Origin of the sequence: Streptomyces sp. NPDC006372, assembly GCF_040612515.1 — a bacterium.
Classification (GTDB): domain Bacteria; phylum Actinomycetota; class Actinomycetes; order Streptomycetales; family Streptomycetaceae; genus Streptomyces.
The window spans coordinates 1-17,295 of the sequence record NZ_JBEXQJ010000018.1 but is presented as its reverse complement, the minus strand read 5'-3'; the positions used below and the strand labels follow the sequence as shown (position 1 = coordinate 17,295).

General features: G+C 68.4%; 14 protein-coding genes and 1 pseudogene. 11 read left to right on the top strand and 4 right to left on the bottom strand.

Going from position 1 to position 17,295, the window contains the following annotated elements:
* Window positions 1–194: 194 nt before the first annotated feature.
* Together ABZ016_RS24565 and ABZ016_RS24560 are read left to right on the top strand one after the other, a co-directional pair.
* Window positions 195–836, top strand: coding sequence for a hypothetical protein (locus tag ABZ016_RS24565; RefSeq protein ID WP_356918814.1), 642 nt, complete (start codon window positions 195–197; stop codon window positions 834–836).
* A complete protein-coding gene (locus tag ABZ016_RS24560; RefSeq protein ID WP_356918813.1) occupies window positions 836–2,077 on the top strand; it encodes a DUF6545 domain-containing protein in 1,242 nt (413 codons plus the stop codon). Before ABZ016_RS24565 ends, ABZ016_RS24560 begins: the two co-directional genes overlap by 1 nt.
* 328 nt (window positions 2,078–2,405) lie before the next feature.
* Here the strand turns inward: ABZ016_RS24560 and ABZ016_RS24555 are convergent, their stop codons facing one another.
* Window positions 2,406–6,203, bottom strand: coding sequence for a helix-turn-helix domain-containing protein (locus tag ABZ016_RS24555; RefSeq protein ID WP_356918812.1), 3,798 nt, complete (start codon window positions 6,201–6,203; stop codon window positions 2,406–2,408).
* 313 nt (window positions 6,204–6,516) lie between these two features.
* Here ABZ016_RS24555 and ABZ016_RS24550 point away from each other — a divergent pair, with 313 nt between their 5' ends.
* On the top strand, window positions 6,517–6,906 hold the full coding sequence (locus ABZ016_RS24550; RefSeq protein WP_356918811.1) for a hypothetical protein: 390 nt from the start codon (window positions 6,517–6,519) through the stop codon (window positions 6,904–6,906).
* Between the two features lie 258 nt (window positions 6,907–7,164).
* On the top strand, window positions 7,165–7,497 hold the full coding sequence (locus ABZ016_RS24545) for a peptidoglycan-binding domain-containing protein (protein WP_356918810.1): 333 nt from the start codon (window positions 7,165–7,167) through the stop codon (window positions 7,495–7,497).
* A gap of 155 nt (window positions 7,498–7,652) precedes the next feature.
* On the opposite strand, the pseudogene ABZ016_RS24540 reads toward ABZ016_RS24545, so the two are convergent.
* Together ABZ016_RS24540 and ABZ016_RS24535 are read right to left on the bottom strand one after the other, a co-directional pair.
* A pseudogene (locus ABZ016_RS24540) lies at window positions 7,653–7,910 on the bottom strand (transposase); the annotation flags it as partial.
* A gap of 63 nt (window positions 7,911–7,973) precedes the next feature.
* Window positions 7,974–8,324, bottom strand: a complete 351-nt coding sequence (locus ABZ016_RS24535; protein WP_356918809.1) for a hypothetical protein — start codon at window positions 8,322–8,324, stop codon at window positions 7,974–7,976.
* A 419-nt stretch (window positions 8,325–8,743) separates the two neighbouring features.
* Between ABZ016_RS24535 and ABZ016_RS24530 the strand changes: the two genes are divergently transcribed.
* The gene (locus tag ABZ016_RS24530) at window positions 8,744–10,171 is read left to right on the top strand and encodes a cytochrome P450 (RefSeq protein WP_356918960.1); all 1,428 of its coding nucleotides are present in this window, start codon (window positions 8,744–8,746) and stop codon (window positions 10,169–10,171) included.
* A 268-nt stretch (window positions 10,172–10,439) separates the two neighbouring features.
* Here ABZ016_RS24530 and ABZ016_RS24525 read toward each other — a convergent pair whose 3' ends face one another.
* Window positions 10,440–11,090 (bottom strand): hypothetical protein, encoded by a 651-nt coding sequence (locus tag ABZ016_RS24525; RefSeq protein ID WP_356918808.1) that lies wholly within the window; start codon window positions 11,088–11,090, stop codon window positions 10,440–10,442.
* A gap of 1,484 nt (window positions 11,091–12,574) precedes the next feature.
* Between ABZ016_RS24525 and ABZ016_RS24520 the strand changes: the two genes are divergently transcribed.
* From ABZ016_RS24520 to ABZ016_RS24495, 6 genes are all read left to right on the top strand, one after another.
* The gene (locus ABZ016_RS24520; protein WP_356918807.1) at window positions 12,575–13,447 is read left to right on the top strand and encodes a hypothetical protein; all 873 of its coding nucleotides are present in this window, start codon (window positions 12,575–12,577) and stop codon (window positions 13,445–13,447) included.
* Window positions 13,393–14,271, top strand: a complete 879-nt coding sequence (trpA, locus tag ABZ016_RS24515) for a tryptophan synthase subunit alpha (RefSeq protein ID WP_356918806.1) — start codon at window positions 13,393–13,395, stop codon at window positions 14,269–14,271. Before ABZ016_RS24520 ends, trpA begins: the two co-directional genes overlap by 55 nt.
* Window positions 14,272–14,354: 83 nt before the next feature.
* Window positions 14,355–15,338, top strand: coding sequence for a hypothetical protein (locus ABZ016_RS24510; RefSeq protein WP_356918805.1), 984 nt, complete (start codon window positions 14,355–14,357; stop codon window positions 15,336–15,338).
* Entirely contained in the window at window positions 15,335–15,709 is a 375-nt protein-coding gene (locus ABZ016_RS24505; RefSeq protein WP_356918804.1) for a hypothetical protein, read from the top strand. Before ABZ016_RS24510 ends, ABZ016_RS24505 begins: the two co-directional genes overlap by 4 nt.
* A gap of 275 nt (window positions 15,710–15,984) precedes the next feature.
* Window positions 15,985–16,137 (top strand): hypothetical protein, encoded by a 153-nt coding sequence (locus ABZ016_RS24500; RefSeq protein WP_356918803.1) that lies wholly within the window; start codon window positions 15,985–15,987, stop codon window positions 16,135–16,137.
* A 323-nt stretch (window positions 16,138–16,460) separates the two neighbouring features.
* Window positions 16,461–17,219 (top strand): ATP-binding protein, encoded by a 759-nt coding sequence (locus tag ABZ016_RS24495; protein WP_356918802.1) that lies wholly within the window; start codon window positions 16,461–16,463, stop codon window positions 17,217–17,219.
* The last annotated feature ends 76 nt before the right edge of the window (window positions 17,220–17,295 follow it).

Below are 17,295 nucleotides of genomic sequence, written 5' to 3'. Positions count from 1 at the left end.
TAGCCATGTAAGCCCTTCCGACCAGGGTTTCTTTCCTGATCACACATCGTCTGCCCCGCCGCCCCACCAACGAACTGCTGTCGCTGATAGCCTCACGGTGACCACGCAAAACAGACCATGCGGTAGGGGAGGCCAGGGAGCGTGGGTGGCGACGTTCAGTACCTCCATTCTGACGAGACAGCGCTCCTTCGATCATGAGTAAGCGCCGACGAGGACTCATACAGACCCTGCGCGCCGAGCTCACCGTGGCATGGGCTCGCGCCAGCGCCAGACGTCTCCTGCGGCAAGGCCGCCTGAAACCGCACGAGGGACTGCAATCCCTCGTCGAGGCCGTCGCCCGTATGCGCGGCAAGCCCTTGATCGTCCAGTACGAGCCCCTGCTCAATGATGTGTCCGGGCTGTGCATCGAGACGAACCAAGCGGACATCATCCTGATCGACACGGCGGCTACACCCCTGTTGGGGCTGCAGGTCCTCGGGCATGAGGTGCGGCACCTGCTCAAGGACTGCGGGAGCCGCGCCCAACGTCTACGGCGCCGGCTGGTCCGGCTCCTTGAGCGCTGCCACCTGCGGACGCCCCGTCCTACGGCGTGCGACGACCCAAACCGTTCGCTGCTCTCCCCAGAGCTGCTTGCCGGCCTGCTGCCGGCACTGCCGGACAGCCTCGTGCTGGATGTTCAAGAACGACGTGTCAGGGTGCACATGCGCGCGGGGGAACACGAGGATCTCGATGCGGCAGAGACCTTCGGAACGGAGCTGCTTGGGCTCCTGCCGTTGAACGCGGATACCGGGTCCGGCGCCATCATCTCCTCTCTGGAGCGGGGGACCGGAATCTGATGCTCGACGCCGTGCTCACCGGCGTGAACCTGTTCGTCGCGGTCGTGTGCGCAGGCGCGGGCATCGGGAAGGCCGTGAACGCGCGCAGCAGGCCGGGCCTGCCTTTGAAGATCACCGCATCGGTCCTGCTTTTCGCCTCGGCCGTCTACCTGCTGTCGGCACCGGCGGTGTACCGGGCGGTGGGGGAGGCGCTCAGCTGGCCGAACCTGGCCTCGTTGCCGGTCAGCGTCTTCATATTGCTGTGCATGGGGCACGCCCACCTGTTGACCATGCTGTGGCATCCTCGGCGCCGGACCCACGACGCTTTGCGACGGTCGATAGCCACGTGGGCCCCGATGTACACGGTCGCGGTGGCCGCCATGATCATCTCGTTCGTGGCTGCCGGCCCGGTCGGGCCAGCCCGTCCGCTCACCTTCGCAGTAGCGTTTGCACACCTGCCGTGGGTGCTTGCCTTTGAGCTGATCTTTCTCACTGCACTGGTCGTCGGGATCATCGCTACGGTACGACAGTGCCGCGGACCGGACGGCGTGATCGCCCTGCCCGAGCGACCCGACCTCGCGCACAGCCTCAAACTCTTTGCCGCCGCCGTCGCCCTGGACCTCGCCTACGTCGCGGGAACAGCGCTCGCCGTCATCGCAGCCTCCCAAGATGATCACCGTTTCGACGGGCTTGCCGCGGCAGCCTGGGTGTTCGCCGGAGGCAGCGCTCTCGTCGCCAGCTACGGACTGGCCAAGCCAGCGCTGACCGCTCGTGCTGCCGACCGCCGCGACCACCAGGCGCTGATCCCCCTGTGGGAGGTCGTGGCGCTTCCTGGGCAGTCCGACCCTCTGCCCCCGAGCTGGCTCAACAGCCAGTTCGCGCTCACCCACATCGTGATCAAGATCCTCGACAACATCAGACTGCTTCGCCCCTGGACCCACCGCGCAGTCCACGACCAGGTCGAAGCCGAGTACAGGACGATCAACGACGCCACCGCTGATGATCTCGAACACCTCAGGGCGCTCAAGACCGCTGCCGCCCTACGTTACGACCGCCGCCTGCGGAGTGCCTCGGACGCACACCGCGGTGGGGAGGCGACACCGAGTCGTGCCTCGACGGACGCCGCCAATGGCCTTCCTACCGACGAGCGTGGCTACCTCCTGCGGGTAGCGGCTTGTGTGCATGACCCTGTCGTCACCACCGTCGTGGACCGCCTTGCCCCACCTCCGGCGCCGGTCCCCACCTTCTCCGAGTCGCTGTAGCTGCATTCCAAAGTCGGAGTTGAGCAACCGCCCTGTCGAGCTCGGGTTCGTTCAACGGCATGGGCCTCGTTCGGTGGACAGGGCGGGCGACGTAGGACTGCGCCGCGGTTCTCCGTCGTCACCCCTCTGGGCTTTAGAGCCTGTGTCTGACCCTGACCTGCCAAAGCCGAGGGAGACTGACCCGGCATCGATTTCACCTCCCCGAGGGTGGGGGGGGAGCCGGCCGATGTGCTGGCGGCGCTGATCCTTGGAGACGTCCGCATCGGTGGAGATCAGGTTCAGGTCGGGCGCCGTGGACGTGGTAGCGCGCTCGGGGGACTGCGTACGCTCAGGTTCGGCACAACTGCCTGTAGGGGACGTCGGGGAGGAACCGGTTCCAAGCGGCTGGGGACAGCGGCGCTCCGGCGCGTGCACACACGGTGTCGACGGCTCGGTCCGGATCGATGTCGTACTTCTGCCACGGCACGTGTTCACTTGCCGCGTACAGTGTGCCGCCGTCTGGGCTGAAGGCCAGGGATAGGAGGGCGTCGCCCGGGGTGGGCAGGGCGGGGCCGAGGGGCTGCTGGGAGGCCATGTCCCACAGTTGCAGGGTGCCCTGGTTCCCGGCGAGGGCGAGGGTGGTGCCGTCTGGGGAGAATGCCATCGCAGTTGCTTCCTCCGGTTCGCCGGGTGTGGTGCGGGAGAGGGTGCCGGGCAGTGTGCCCAGCGGCGTCTGCAGGGTGCCGTCCCACATGGACACCTTTCCCCGGTATGTCGCCACTGCGATCCGGTACGCGTCCGGGCTGAACGCGAAGAGGCATAAATCGCACTGGCCGAGTTCGTCGGGCAGGGTCTTGCCGTCGGATATCCTCATCAGGGCACCGGTGTCCGTCAGAAGCTTCGTGCCGTCGGCGTTGAGCCCGCTGATTTCCTGGACGTGCTCATCGTGGTTGCCACGGTTCGGCTTGGGCAGGGTGCGCAGCCGCTTTCCACTGCGGGTGTCCCAGACCTTGATTCCGCTTTCCGATCCGGTGGTCATCACCTCCCGACCGTCCGGGCTGACGACCACTGCCATGAACTCAAAGTCCGCGTCCCCGAGGGTGAGCTCCGTGACTTGCCGGTTTCTCCTCGTATCCCACACGCGGATCCGGTCTGCGCCGTACGGGATGGGCGACTCATCAAGGCCGTAGGCGAAGCGGTCCCCGTCGGCGCTCAGCGACATCGGAAGGAACGGGTTGTCGTTGTCGGCCGAGGCGGACCGCTTCAGCCCGGGAACCTCCGCCGTGGCCTTGCCGCTGCGCGCGTCGAGCAGGGTGAAGCGGTCCGCCCGGGAGCCCGCGCGGGCCAGGGCCAGTGTGCTGCCGTCCGCGCTGAACGTGGCGTTGTCGACGGTTTGCGCACGCCAGGAGGAGGTGACGGACCGGCCCAGATCGAGCGTGTGCACCACGGGTCGGGTACCGGTCCCGCTTCCCACGTAGCGGATCGCACGGGACCTCATGTCGATTGCGATGCCGCCGGGGCCCGCGTAGTCGTTGTACTCGTCGGCCAGTGCGTGGCGGAAGACCGGGACCTGCGGTCGGTCAAGGCGCCAGAGCAGAATCTCGTTCCTGCCCGCTCCCGCCACGAACTCCCCGTCGTCGCTGAAAACATACTGCTCCGGGGAGGTCTGGCGGAGCCTGGGCAGTTCCGTACCGGAGGAGATCCGCCAGCGCCGCAGTCCCTGCCCATCCGTTACCGCCAGGGTGCGTCCGTCGGGGGAGAACTGTGTGCCCGGCAGGTCCGGGCAGGGCACCTTCATAAGCCACTCGGCAGCCGATCGGCGGTCCTGGCGCATGTCCCACAGCTCGAGGTGACCGTCCTTGCCGCAGCGCGCCAGCAGGCGGCCGTCCGGGCTGACGTCCACCGTTTCCGGTACGGAGGCATCCGGGGCGGAGAACAGCCGCCGCCCGGTGCGCGTGTCCCACACCTCTATGCCGCGGTCGTCGGTGCTGAAGAACATTGCCCGCCCGCTGCTGCTGAATCCCACGGAGAACGGGGTGGTTGCTGCATAGGTAGGGCCGAGGGCGGGGCTACGGTACCGTCCGGCGCGGATGTCCCACAGCCGCACCTGCATGCCGGCGCCCGTGGGGATGGCGAGCGCTGCGCCGTCGGGAGTGTGTTGTTGGAGAGGGCGGCCTGCCTCCGCGTCCACGTTATGCGGCAATGCGCGGTAGGTGCCGGTCACCCGGCCCGTCTCCGCGTCCCGCACCGTGATGCGCGTCTTCTCGATACGGGTGAAGGTGCGGCCGTCGCCGCTCAGGAACTGCTGGGCCTGGTAGTCGAAGGCCAACGGCAGCTCGAATCGCGCCCGCTCCCGCTGCTCCAAGGCGCCCAGCAGCGCCGACTCGGTCTCCGGAGTGCGGCTCAGTTCCCAGGCGGCGACGCTGAGTTGAAGCGCCAGACGGGGGTCGGCGGAGCGCAGCCCGTTTGCCGCGACGGCGGCCTTGCGGGCAGCGGCGAGAACCTTCTGCTGGTCACTCTGCTGAGTCTGCTGCCAGGCGACGACGCCCGCCAAAAGGGCGAGCACCACCACAGCGGACAGTGAGCCGACCAGCGTGCGCAGCCGGCGTCGGGCCCGGGTCACCGCCTGCCGCTCCTGATCACGTCCTGCGGCACTGGCGGTGAGGAAGTCCGCCTCCAGCACGGTGAGAGCGGCGCCGTGTCCGGGCGGGGCGAACGTCTCCTCGGCGGTGGCCAGCCGGGTGCCGCGGTACAGGGCGCCGGGGTCGCGTCCGAGGTCGTCCCAGGCGCGGGCCGCCTCGGTCAGGCGGCGGTGGGTACGCAGATGCTCCCGGTCCTCCTCGATCCAGCCGCGCAACCGGGGCCAGGCGGGGATCAGAGCCTCGTGGGCGAGGTCGACGGTGTCGTCGTCAAGGGTAAGCAGCCGGGCGCGGGCGAGCCGGTCCAGGACGAGGGCGATGTCGTCCTGGGAGGCGGTGCCGATGTCGAGCTCGCTCCGGTTGACTGGGCGCCGGGTGTCCTGGGAGCCCTCGCCGGGGGCGATCAGCCGCAGCAGGATCAGCCGGGCCAGCTCCGCGTGGTTGGACGCCAGCCGGGTGTAGATCTCCTCGGCGGTCTGCGCGATCGCGCCGTGCACACCGCCCGCCGCCTCGTACGCCTCCATGGTGAGCGCCCTGCCGCGCCGCCGCCGCCAGGTCTCGTGCAGGGCGTGCGAAAGCAGCGGCAGACCGCCCGGCTCTCCGTCCACCTCCTCCACGAGGCGCGCGGTCAGCTCGCGTTCGACGATCAGTCCGGCCGACTGCGCGGGCCTGACGACCGCCTCGCGAAGCTCGGCCGGGCTCATCGGGCCCACCAGCAGGTTGGCCTCCCGCAGGGCGTCGGCGAGCTCGCGGTGCTCGGCGCAGCGTCCGTAGAAGTCGGCGCGTACGCCGAGGACGACGCGCAGCCGGCTTGCTGGCTCGGCGGCGGCCAACAGGCGGGCCAGGAAGCCGGCCCGCTCACCGGTGTCGTGGCAGAGGGTGAAGACCTCCTCGAACTGGTCCACGACCAGCCAGGTGACCCCCTTGCCCGGTGCTGGGTCGCACACGGTGGCGTGGGTGCGCAGCGGGTGCTCACCCGGGGTGAGGATCCGCACCGCGGCCGGCCGGTGTGGTCCGTCGAGGCTGCGCAGGCGGGGAATCAGCCCCGCCCGCAGAAGGGATGACTTGCCGCTGCCGGACGGCCCGAAGACTGCGAACACGCGGTGCTCCGCCACTGCGCGGACGAGCGCGTCGGTCATCTCGTCCCGGCCGAAGAAGAGCTCCGCATCTCCCACCTCGAACCGGGCCAGGCCACGGTAGGGGGAAGGGCTGGTCTCCTCCGCCACCAGGTCGGCCGCCCGGGCCTGCTCCGTCACCGCCTCGCGCCAGCGCCGCTCCCACGCCCGCTCCTCGCCGCCGCACGCCCGCACGTAGGCCAAAACCACCGGCAGGGAGGGCAGCTGCTCACCTTTGGCCGCTCTCGACAGGGTGGAGACCGAGACCTCCACCTGCCGGGCCATCTGCCGGTAGGTGATGCCGCCCGCTTCCTGACGCAGCTGGCGCAACTCGAACGCAAACCGCTGAACCGGCCCCAGCCCCGGATCGAGGTCCGACTCCGGACGCCCCATATCAATCCCTTCCCCCGTGACCAGTAGCGGCGTCTCATCCCAACACCCGCCCCACCGCCACGAGAAGACACCATCTCGCCAACTCAGGCCGGTGACCTGCTTTGTTTCACGCCCGGGACACGGCTGTGCAACAACCCCCAGCCCGGTGAACTCGATCCAGGACGACCCCAGCGGTCGCCCTGGCCACGGGCCGGCGTCCCCCTACTTGGGCCCGTCGTTTGGGCCCAGCCTGGACTTGCAGTCGAGGAAACATGCGCGGAGACCTCGAATACGCGGTGCGGCAAAGGACGTCCAACGACCACGAAGGAGAATGATGCTCACACGTACCAAGATCAGCACGGTTCTCGCTGCAGGTATCGCCGCGGCTGGACTGCTGACCGGGACTGGCGGCACGGCAACAGCGGATGTCCGCCCGGCTTCCGCCGCAGTCGACTGCACGCCCCCGTACCACGAGAACAACTCCACTGGCTGGGGCAAGTTGAAGGGGACGTACAACCTCAAGAAGGCTCCTTACGCGTCCTGCGGAAACGTGACAAGCCTCGGCTCCGGCACCAAGCTGTACTTCCACTGCTATGTCATCAACTCTTACGGGAACGTGTGGGTTTACGTCCGTAAGGCAGGCACCGAGACCCACGGCTGGATGTCGTACGCCAACTTCGGCGAAATATCCGAAGACGCTGGCTTTCTGCCCTGCTCTGTGTGACCTGCCTCGCATAGCTCGTGTGCTCGGCGTACGGCCACAGTCTCCAAGGAAAAGTGCGCTCGCGCTCGAACTGATCGCCACCGCCACCTGCGCGCAGCCGCGTCAGGTGACGTCCCACGACCCGAGGGGAAGCGAATGCAACCGAATGTTGTGACGAGGACACTCGTCAGTGTCACTGCCGTCGTCGGGATTGCTGCCGGGAGCCTGGCGGGCGCAAATGCCGGCTTCGCGGCGCCCCAGCCGGCCGCTAAACCCGCGGTGAGCACCCAGGACGTCTCCATCCTCGCCGTGAACAACCTCGGCCTGAACACCAAGCAAGCCAAGCACTGGCAGTGCTGGGTGAAATCCAGGGGCTTCAACCCTGGCACCATCGACGGACATCTGGGCTCCAACAGCTGGAAGGCGACCCAGAGGTATTTCAACCACTATGGCTTGAACGTCGGCAGCAGGCTCGTCGCGGACGGCGTCGTCGGAAACAACACGATCAAGGCGCTGCAGAACTTCCTGGGCGCCGACATCGACGGAGTCGCCGGACCGCAGACCAGGAGTCTGTTCGCGTCCTGGAACAACACGGACTGGTGTTCCGTGTAGCTCGCGAGCAACGGCTGGGCGGCCATCGGCACTCGTCTTACGGTGGCCGCCTGGGCAGGGGCAGGGTGCGCCGCTGAGGCCCTTGAGCCCATCGCCAGGTGGTTGAGCGCCGACCGCTCCTGTCAAGCTCGGCTCGTCGGTACCAGTGCTTCGCTCATCTCGGGCAGGCGTTCGTGGCCGCGGCAGTGGCGGCGGGCCCTCGTGATCCACGACCCGGATCGTTCCACTTCCCACCTGCGGGGGAGGACGACGAAGCCCTTGGCGTCCGTGGGGCGCCGGGCCGTCTTGATGGCGATGTCGAGATCTTTCTTCGCCCAGGGCACCAGCCCGTTCTTGGCGTAGGCGGAGTCGGCCCAGACGATGGCGATCTCCGGGTGCAGCAGGGCAGGACGGAACAGCAACTCCCGTGCCACGAGGGAGCTGGGCGTCGGCGGGAGTCACCATGACGAGCAGAACAAGACTGCGATGGTCGCAGATCACTGGGAATCCACGATCACCGAGGCGGTCTGGGGTGTCTTGCCCGCAGCGAGTCGGATGCGGCGGCGCAGTTGGTCCCGGATGAGGCCGAGGACACCAGTGACGGCCCACCTCCTGGCGAACCCGTAGATCGTGCGCCACGGCGGGTAGTCGGAAGGCCCGCAGACCGCGTGTACGACGGCGCCTGCGTCCCGGAAGAGCGCATCTGCACCGCGCCGGCGGCCAGCAGCCCCCGCGGCGCCGGGCCGTCCGTCACCGTCCGCGCCGCCGGTGACCAGGTACAGCCGGCCCACGTGCGGATCCCCGCCAAGCACCTCGTCCAGGACCCGCACCAGCGTCGACACCGGCACCCGCGCACCCAGCAGAGACGCGGCGACCTCGGCGAGACTGCCGGGCAGCGGCCGCGGCGGGCGGGAATCCGACCTCGTTCCTTGGCCGGTTCACCGCCTTCTGCTCGGGACGGGCTGCCTGGCTGCCTGGGCCGGGCAGGACGGCGCTCGGCAGTCACGCTTCCGTTCCCTCCCAGTCCGCCGGGCGCACGCTGCCTGGGCCGAGGCCACAGACGGACCGTTCACCACCGGCTCGGGGGATCTGCTTCGGGGGCCGACCCTCTCGCTGGTGATGGGGATGGCAGGCCGATCAGCAGCTCGCGGGGACCTTGAGGGGGACTGTGCGGCAGTCCTGCGCGCCCGACTGCGCTCTGATTAAGAGCAAGCTGAGCGAGTGCACCGGTTGCCTCAGCGTGGCCGACACCACGCCTGCAGCGGGCATGCCGCCGGTCACCCAATGGGCAGTGATCAGGAGTCATCCTCGTGGAAGGACTGTCGTGACCGCTGAGTCTCCCCCCATACCCAGGGCCGCGGGTTCCCTGCCGCTCCTGGGTCACATGATTCCGCTCATCCGCGACAACCTCGGTTTCATCGCCTCCCTCCGCCGCGACTACGGACCTGTCGTCGAGATCACCCTCCAGCCCGGCACCCGGACCGTCATCGTCCAAGACCCGGAACTCATCCAAGTCATGCTCAAAGACCTCAGCCCCCACCTTGACAAGGGCCGGTTCTTCGAGAAGATGGGGCAGCTCCTCGGCGACTCCGTCGTCACGGCCGCCGGGAAAGTACACCGCGACAAGCGCCATCAGCTGCAGCCCGCCTTCGCCCGCGACGAGATCGCCCGGTACGTCGACAAAATGCGCGACGAGGTCACTGCGGCCGTTGATAGCTGGAAGCCGGGCCAGGCCTTCGACGTGCGGGAGGCAATGGTCAAGCTCTCCCTTGACATGCTCGCAAAGACCGTGTTGTCCGACAGTCTCGACGACAGCGCCTTTCGCCGCGTGCGCCAGGACCTGTCGGTCGTGATGGCCGGCGTCGGTGCCCGCGTGATGATGCCCGACTGGGTCGAGAAGCTGCCTCTGCCCGCCAACCGCCGCTTCAACAGGGCCCGGGACGCCGTACGCGCCACCATCGAGGGTGCCGTCGACAAGTTGCAGGCCGAACGGCGCGTCTCGGGCGACCACGGCGCTGACGACATGCTGTCCATGCTCCTGCGGGCGAACATGACTAGGCATCAGATCTGCTCTGAGATCCTCACCCTGGCAGTGGCCGGCACCGAAACCACCGCGTCCGTGCTCTCCTGGACCCTCTACGAGCTCACCCGCCACCCCGACATCGAGGCCCGCGTCCTGGCCGAACTCGACCAGGTCCTGGCCGGCCGCCCGGTCACCTTCGCAGACGTCGTCAGGGTCAAGGGCGAGGCCCGCCTGCCGTACCTGCAGCGCGTCCTCGACGAAGTGCTGAGACTTCACCACACCGGTCTCCTGGTGACTCGGCGCACCCTCACCGAGACCCGCCTGGGGGAGTGGACACTGCCTGCCGGCACCGAACTCGCCTACTGCCAGCACGCCCTGCACCGTGATCCGGCGCTCTTCCCTGACCCGCTGTCCTTCAACCCCGACCGCTGGCTGGACACGGAGCAGCCGCCGCCGTCCGGTGCGTACCTCCCGTTCGGGCACGGCAAGCACAAGTGCATCGGTGACTTCTACGCCCGCGCCGAGCTGATCACCGCAGTCGCCACGATCCTGCGGCGCCTGCGCTTCGATCTGGCCCCTGGGCAGACAGTTCGGCCGGTGGGAGGGGCGACGGTGCGGCCGGGGAAGATGGTGATGACCGTTCAGGCGCGTGAGGCGCCCGCACCAGTCTGACACCGCAGGCAGCAGGTTCCAGCCAGAGCATGGGCCTTTCGGTGTTCTGGCCACCTTGGTGGGGGAGGAGCCTCCCCGATCCGTTGATCAGAAAGGACGCTGATGTTCCCACATCTCGCGTTGCTCCCTCGGTGGGCCCTGCGGGCTGCCGCTGTCGGCCGCGTACTGGACAGGCTGAGGCGGCCGTTGAGGCGCCGCTAAGACCCAGCGGATGCCGCCGTCAAGGATGGCGGCATCCCTGTCCGTCACGCGTGCTCGCGTGGCGTGGTCATTCTCCGTCGCGAGAGGTCCGGGGCTCCCAGGGGTTGTCGACGACAGCCAGCAGCGTGGGCAGCAGGTCTGCGAGCAGCCCGGGCTGCTTTGCGAGGTCGCCGGTGCGGCGCGCCGAAACGGAGGTGACGCCCTGAGTCTGCAGGGCCTGCAGTGTGTCCTGGGCAGCCCGAAGAGGCGTCAGGCGGGCCCCGACGTACGCGGCGAGTGCCTCGCCCTCGCTCAGGGAACACCACCCCACGGGCACCTTGAAATACTTCTCTAGCCAGGCCGCAGTCTGCCGGGTGGGCTCGTTGCGGCCGTGGAGGAGGTGATGCACCGCCGAGGCCGTGAGCTTGACCTTCTGCTCGCTTGCGATGGTCTCCGCGATGACCCGCAGCACGTGCTTTTTGCCGTTTGCGTCCCTGCGGGTCTCGTGCAGGAAACTCAGCCGCTCAGCGAAGGTCGCCGGGTCAGTTCTGGGAGGAGCCCCCTCGAGCCGGGCCCTGATGCGCTCAGGGGTAACTCCTGTCGCATAGCTCACCCGATCGAGGTCTGAGAGCACGTCGGCCCAGGACAGGCCGAGCTGCGAGAGAATCTGGTTGCCCTCTTTCAGCCAGGGTGTGAACTGGTCCTCCACCGCGGCCGGCTCTGGGGCGGCATCTGTCACCTGTAGCTCTCCATCGGTGGCCCGGTATTTCAGTGGGGGTGCCACGAGAGTACCGCGCACGTGGTCCGCAGATCGGCTGCTCCTTGATCGTACGGGCGGCCACCCTCTCACGCCACAGTCGTTTACAAATGTTGACAGTGAGGCTGCGTGTGCAGAAGGATCGAGCTAGCTGCGGTTCACATGCCGTGGCCGAAATGACGCTGGCTGTCCTCTGCTTCCGCAAGGACGGCCGCCACAACTCCACCATCAGAACCAGGACCCACCTCACTGGGGTGCTCACTGGTGCGAGCGATCGTGCCAGGAACCAGGTTGGCAGCGGCGACTACCGAGAGCTCCTCGAACACTGCGGCTGGCTTGACCACGGGGGAGCACCCTGGGCGACTCAGGAGCTGTTGACCGTGCATACCTCCGCCGCGACCGGAGTAGGACCAGGGCCGCGACTAAGCAGGCCGCATCATCCTGCTCTTGGGCGGAGCGCCCCGTACAGCCCGTGACCTGAGTGTGGGCGTCCCCCGTTGGCCCAGGAGACGGCCACCACACCTGACTCAGCCAGAGTCATCGCACCACAGACCGAATCCAAACCCGAAACCCTGGGGCGCTCCGGCAGCGTGCTGCGACCACGCCGCCAAGACCCGAGTAGACCTGCCTGTACGAACCAAGGGATCGTTTCCTCGGCAACCACAGGTTCTGGCCGGAGCTCCCCTCACCCAAGGGGATCCCGCATGACTCGTCCCTCCCTCCGCGATCGGCCGGTACCGGAGCAAAGGTCCGCTTGCTGGCCACATCCAATTCGACACGCCTCCGCGTCGCCCGGGGCCACCGCCGGGCAGAACGCGAAAGCGTCCACGACGAGCACGCGGGGATTTGTCGATCCGGCGGCTGCCATGAGCTCCGGACTCCTACGACGTCGACCACCCGCTCTTCGACGCTAAAGGTCGACCGAGTGCTGAGCTCCGGCTCCATCCGCCGCGTTTCCTCCACGCCCGCGGTCTCGGCCATCTCCCTCCCAGACTCACGTCCGGTCTGCCTCGAGTCCTTCGACCTGGAGCCCTGTCCCCATGGCCATCCCCCCAGCGGCGTCTGAGGCCCGAACTCGGTCCGCTGCTGCCGTCGGCACGGCGGCAGTGGTCGCGCCAGACAGCGAATGCCGCTACGCGGCGGCCATCGTCCGTCAGGGCTGGCAGCCCGTCGCCGTCGATCTGGCCCCCAGTCGGCGGCCGCCCGCCTTCACAGCGCCGAACGCACCCGGACCTTACACACAACGGCTGGAACACACCGGCTCTCTAAACCACACGGTGAAGTCCCTGCGGGCACTGGGAGTGTCCGCGGTGGTTGCCGGCAGCGCGGCAGGCATCCCCCTGGCCGAACTGATAGCAAGGCAGTTGCACCTGGCTGGAGCCGACCCCGAAACTTCGCTGCTGCGCCATGACCGCGGCGCACAGGCCACCGCCCTGGAACAGACAGGCCTCCCAGCGCTGCGCAGCATGCGAACCACGAGCCTGGCCGAAGCGCTCACCTGGGCCGAGAAGCACCGCCTGCCCGCCTACATGCTGGCTCCGGCCGCGGCCGGAGCGCCCGTCGAGCCCGTGGTGTGCGAGCACGAACTCCAGATCAGTGCCACCTGGCCCAGCATGAAGCGCGAAGCCGCACACCCCTCCGGCGACGAGCACCTGGTCCTCGCCGAGCATCTGCCCGGACGCCGCTACCTTGTGAACAGCGTGACCCGGATGGTCGACGGTCAGGCTGACCACGTCATCACCGACACCTGGGCCGAGACACACGCGTCCAGCGGACGGCTGGCCCGAACCGACCTGCTGAGCCGGCATCAACTGCTCACCCGCGCGCTGCACATGTACGTACTCCGCGCACTCGACGCCCTGAGGGTGGTCTGCGGGCCGGTCACCAGCCGAATCGCCTACGCCGCAGCCCGGGGACCGGTACTCATATCCGCCGTGGCCCTCCCAGCCACCTCAGCGGCGGACAGAGCACTGCGTGAGGCCACCGGCCACGACCGGCTCACCGCGGCACTCGACGCGGTAATTCCACCCGCTCCCGGCCAGCTCATCCCCGCACCGACCGGCCACCGAGTCACCCGCGTGCACCTCCACCCCCGCCTCAGCGGCCGGATCGACCCGTGTACCGCGCGCATCCTGCGCGGACTGCCCACCGTGGCTGCCGTGAGCCCCAACCTCCAGGCGACCGTGCCCGCCGCCCCACCGGCCAGGACGGAAGTCGTGCTCAGCAGCAGCGACTCGAAGGCCATCGAGGGCGACTACCGCGCCATCCGCGCTCTGGAGCGCGAATGCCTTTACCTTGCGGCCGCCGACGCCCCCCACCCGTTCGAGAGGCCCACGTGATCACGTCCATGCCCCCGTCCTGGGCGGCCGCCCGTCTCGACTACGCCCTCGCGACCAGCCGCGTTGAACAGCGAGCCGCGCTGGGCCTGTACCTCCCCGTTGGCTACCCCACGCGTCGAGCGAGCGTGAAAGCGCTTCGCCAAATGGCCCAGCATGCCGATGTGCTGGAGCTCGGCATACCGCACCACCACCCCCACATGGACGGTCCGGTGATACGGCAGGCCAGCGCACAAGCAGTCACCGAGGGCTTCCAGATGGTCGACCTCTTCGAGGTGGCTACCGAGCTCACCGCATCGACCACGGCGGGCCTGGTGGTGATGTCGTACTGGAGCCCGATCGAGAATTACGGCCCCGAGGCCTTCGCGGAGCGGCTGTGCGTGGCCGGCGTCGGCGGCGTCCTGATCCCCGACCTTCCCGAGCATGCGGCCGCCACCTGGCACTGGGCTGCTCGCGAGGCAGGCTTGTACATGATCCCGCTGATCCCGCCCCACGTCTCCAACGCCCGCCTGGCCGCAATCGGCGCCGAGTCCAGCGGCATGGTCTACGCGCCCGCCACCCCAGGCCGCACCGGCGCCCAGCGGCCGCTCACTCGGTATCTGCCGCGCGTCGTGCGACGCGTGCGGGACGAGACCGGCATGCCCGTGGCCGTCGGTATCGGCATCAGCACCCCAACTCAAGCCGCCGAAGCAGCCGCCTACGCGGACGCGGTGGTGGTCGGCTCAGCCGTGATCCGCCACATGCAGACCCAGCCCGAAGCCCCCGATGTAGCCGCGGCCGAAGTTGCCCAGGCCTTCGCCGAAGGCGTGCGCCGACCCGTGCGCTGACGACCCGCTCCATCCCCCCCACATCACCGTTCCAGGAGGAGGAACACCCCATGTCCAGCTTTACCAGGCGCCCCATACGCCGCATGACCGTGCTCGCTATCGGCGTGACCACGGCGATCAGTCTCACCGGATGCGGCAGCTCCAGCAACGAGGCAGGCGGCGACTCCGCTACCCCGAGTGCGAGCCCCACACCCAAGGGCGTCGTCGACGAGACGACCGCGGCGTCCGTCGTCGACGACTACCAGAAGGCCAACAACAAGGCGAACGCGACCCGGAACGCCAAGCTTTTGGGCACGGTGGAGGCTGGCCAGGTCCATGAGCAGTCCAAGGCGGATTACAAGCTCTGGCCGACCTGGACGAAGAAGCGGCAGAAGACCTATGCCAGCCCGTTCTACTACCGCGACCGCCAGTACTACATACCGACCAAAGACAGCGGGGCGACCTGGTTCGCCGTCAAGGCCCGCTCGGTTAAGGACCCGAAGGACCCCGGCGGCCTGCTGATCTTCGACAAGGTCGACGGCCGCTACAAGATGACAGCCGCTCTCGGTCTCGAATCCGCACCGACGATCGCTCTCGACAAGAACGGCTTCGCCACACCGGCCGATCCGTCAAAGAAGGTCGGCACGCTCGCCCCCAACGAACTCGGTAAGCGTTACGAGGACTTCTTCGCCACAGGCGGCAAGCAGGCCAAGCGGCACTTCGCTTCCACCGCAGACACCCGTGAATCCACGAAGGTCTACACGGACCGCAACGCGGGCGAGGAAGGCCGCTGGTCGACCACCACCTACCGCGAGACGGCACCCGCCCACCCCAAGGTGTACGCGCTCAACCTCACCAACGGCGGCGTTCTCGCCGTCTTCCCCACCGCGCACACCGAGACGTCCGTCCTCAAACCCGCATACCTGTACAACTCCAAGATCACTCCAGGCGAGGAAGCGGCGGTGTTCAACCCGACCCCGCGCATCGCGATCACCAACAGCTACGAGGGCCAGGGCCTGGCCGAGCTCCAGCCCCAGAAGAAGGCAAAGGTGACGGAGCTCGAATACCGGATCACGGGGTCCAAGTGAGCCCCGGCGATCCCCAGCCCGCCCCGGCTGAGCCGCGATGGCCCCAACAGGCCCCGGACGACAGGTGGGAGCAGGCCCGAGATGCAGCCCTCGCTCTGTTCATCCGTCAGCGACTGGCCCACATCGACGCCACCGGGTGCCGCGAGGAGCGGCAGCTGGCCGCCGGCATCGAGCGCATCCTCGGCGAGTGGGACAGGAACCGGGACCTGGCCCGGAGGGCCGACATCGACGAGTTCGCCGCGCGAATCAGCGCTTTGGGCTGGGCCCTGCGCTGCCTCGCCGAGCCGGCGTGGCGGGGCACGCCGGGATGGGACGACGCATTCGACCCGCTGGCCGTAGCACCGGACGTCCGACCGAAGGGGGCCTGGTGACCACGCCGGACTATGGCAACACCTCTCCGGGCTCACAGGTCCGGGCGGAGTACGAGCCACCGGCCTGGTACCTGGATCCGGTGCAGCAGGGCGGACCGCCGTGGCACTCAGTCGGGCCCATGCCCGCGCCACCACGCGATGCCTGCCAGGTCTGCGGGGGGCTCCCGGCCGCCCACGTCGACATCCGGGCCCACCGAGGCCTGTTGATCCGAATGCAGTGGGAGACCATCTCCGCCTGGTGCTGCTCGATCTGTGGCATCGCGCTTATACGCCAGATGACCACCAGAACCCTCTGGCAGGGCTGGTGGAGCCCGCTGAGCCTCATCGTCGGCGCACCCCTGGCCCTCCTGCAGAACTTCCTCGCCTACCGCCGCCTGCGTCAACTACCCCCCACGTGCGGCCTCTCGGTGTGGCGTCGGTGGTGGTGAGAGTCGGTGGTGCTGGTGTCGTGGTTGGTGTTTTGGTGCTGGTCGGTGGGGTGTTGAAGGGAGGGCTGGCACTGTCATGAGGCGAGAGGCTGGTGGGTGGGGTCGCTGGCGTGGGGCTTTATCTGATGGTGGGTGATGCTGTCTCAGGCTCGTGAGTTCTTATGCGCTGAGGTGGGCTGGGCGGGTGTGATCGTGGGGTGGATCAAGGTGTAGGAGCCGGCCGGAGGGCTGTGCTGCCGAGGGCGTTGGTGGTGCGTCGTCTGCTGGAGCGGCAGCAGGCGGGGGAGTTGTCGACGCGGCATGTGCGTGCGGTCGCTGAGACGGTGGGTGTTTCGGAGCGTACGGTCTGGCGCTGGCTGGAGCAGGCGAAGGCTTCCGGGCGGGTGGAAGCGCCGGTCCGGCAGGGGTATGCGGTGTCGGACGAGGTGTGGGAGCTGCTCGGTGAGGCGGGGGGCAATGTCTCGGAGCTGAGGCGTCGGCTGGTGGCTGCCGGCGGTGAGGTGCCCGTTCCGTCGATGTCGACGTTGAGCCGGGTGATCCGCAGGGACCGACGGGCGGGGCGGGCTTTGCTGACCGGGCGGGAGCCTGAGGTGGCCGGGCCGCGCCGGCCGGATCCCCTCAGCGAGCTGGGCCTGAACGTGGTGGCCGAGAAGGGCGTGGGTGGGCAGGTGTTTCTGCGGGAGCAGAAGCACCTGGCGCAGGTCCCGGTCCTGGTCCCGGATGCCCAGGTGGTGCACACACCTGCCGTTCGGTCGGTGCTGCGGACGGTCGCGCACGCGGCCGCGGTGGGGGCGGTGGTGTGTTTGTACGGCGACGCCGGCCAGGGGAAGACCGTCGCGCTGCAGTACGCCCTGTCCCAGCTGCCGCACCCGGCCAGGGTCCGTCGGGTCCATGTCGGTGTGCACCCGACAGTCCCTGAACTGCGCCGGGTGCTCGCGGACGCTCTTGAACTGGGCAGGCGTCTGCCGCGCGGTGCGGGGGAGGCAGACCTGATGCTGGTGAACGCGCTACGGCAGCCGCGCGTGCTGGTGCTGGACGAGGCACAGCGCCTTCCGGGGCCGGCGTGTGGGTTGCGGGGTTGACCGGCTGGTGACGTTGCTTTTCTTTCGGTGTCTCGTTGATGGCTTCGGTGGCATGCGGGTTGTTCAGGTGCTGCCT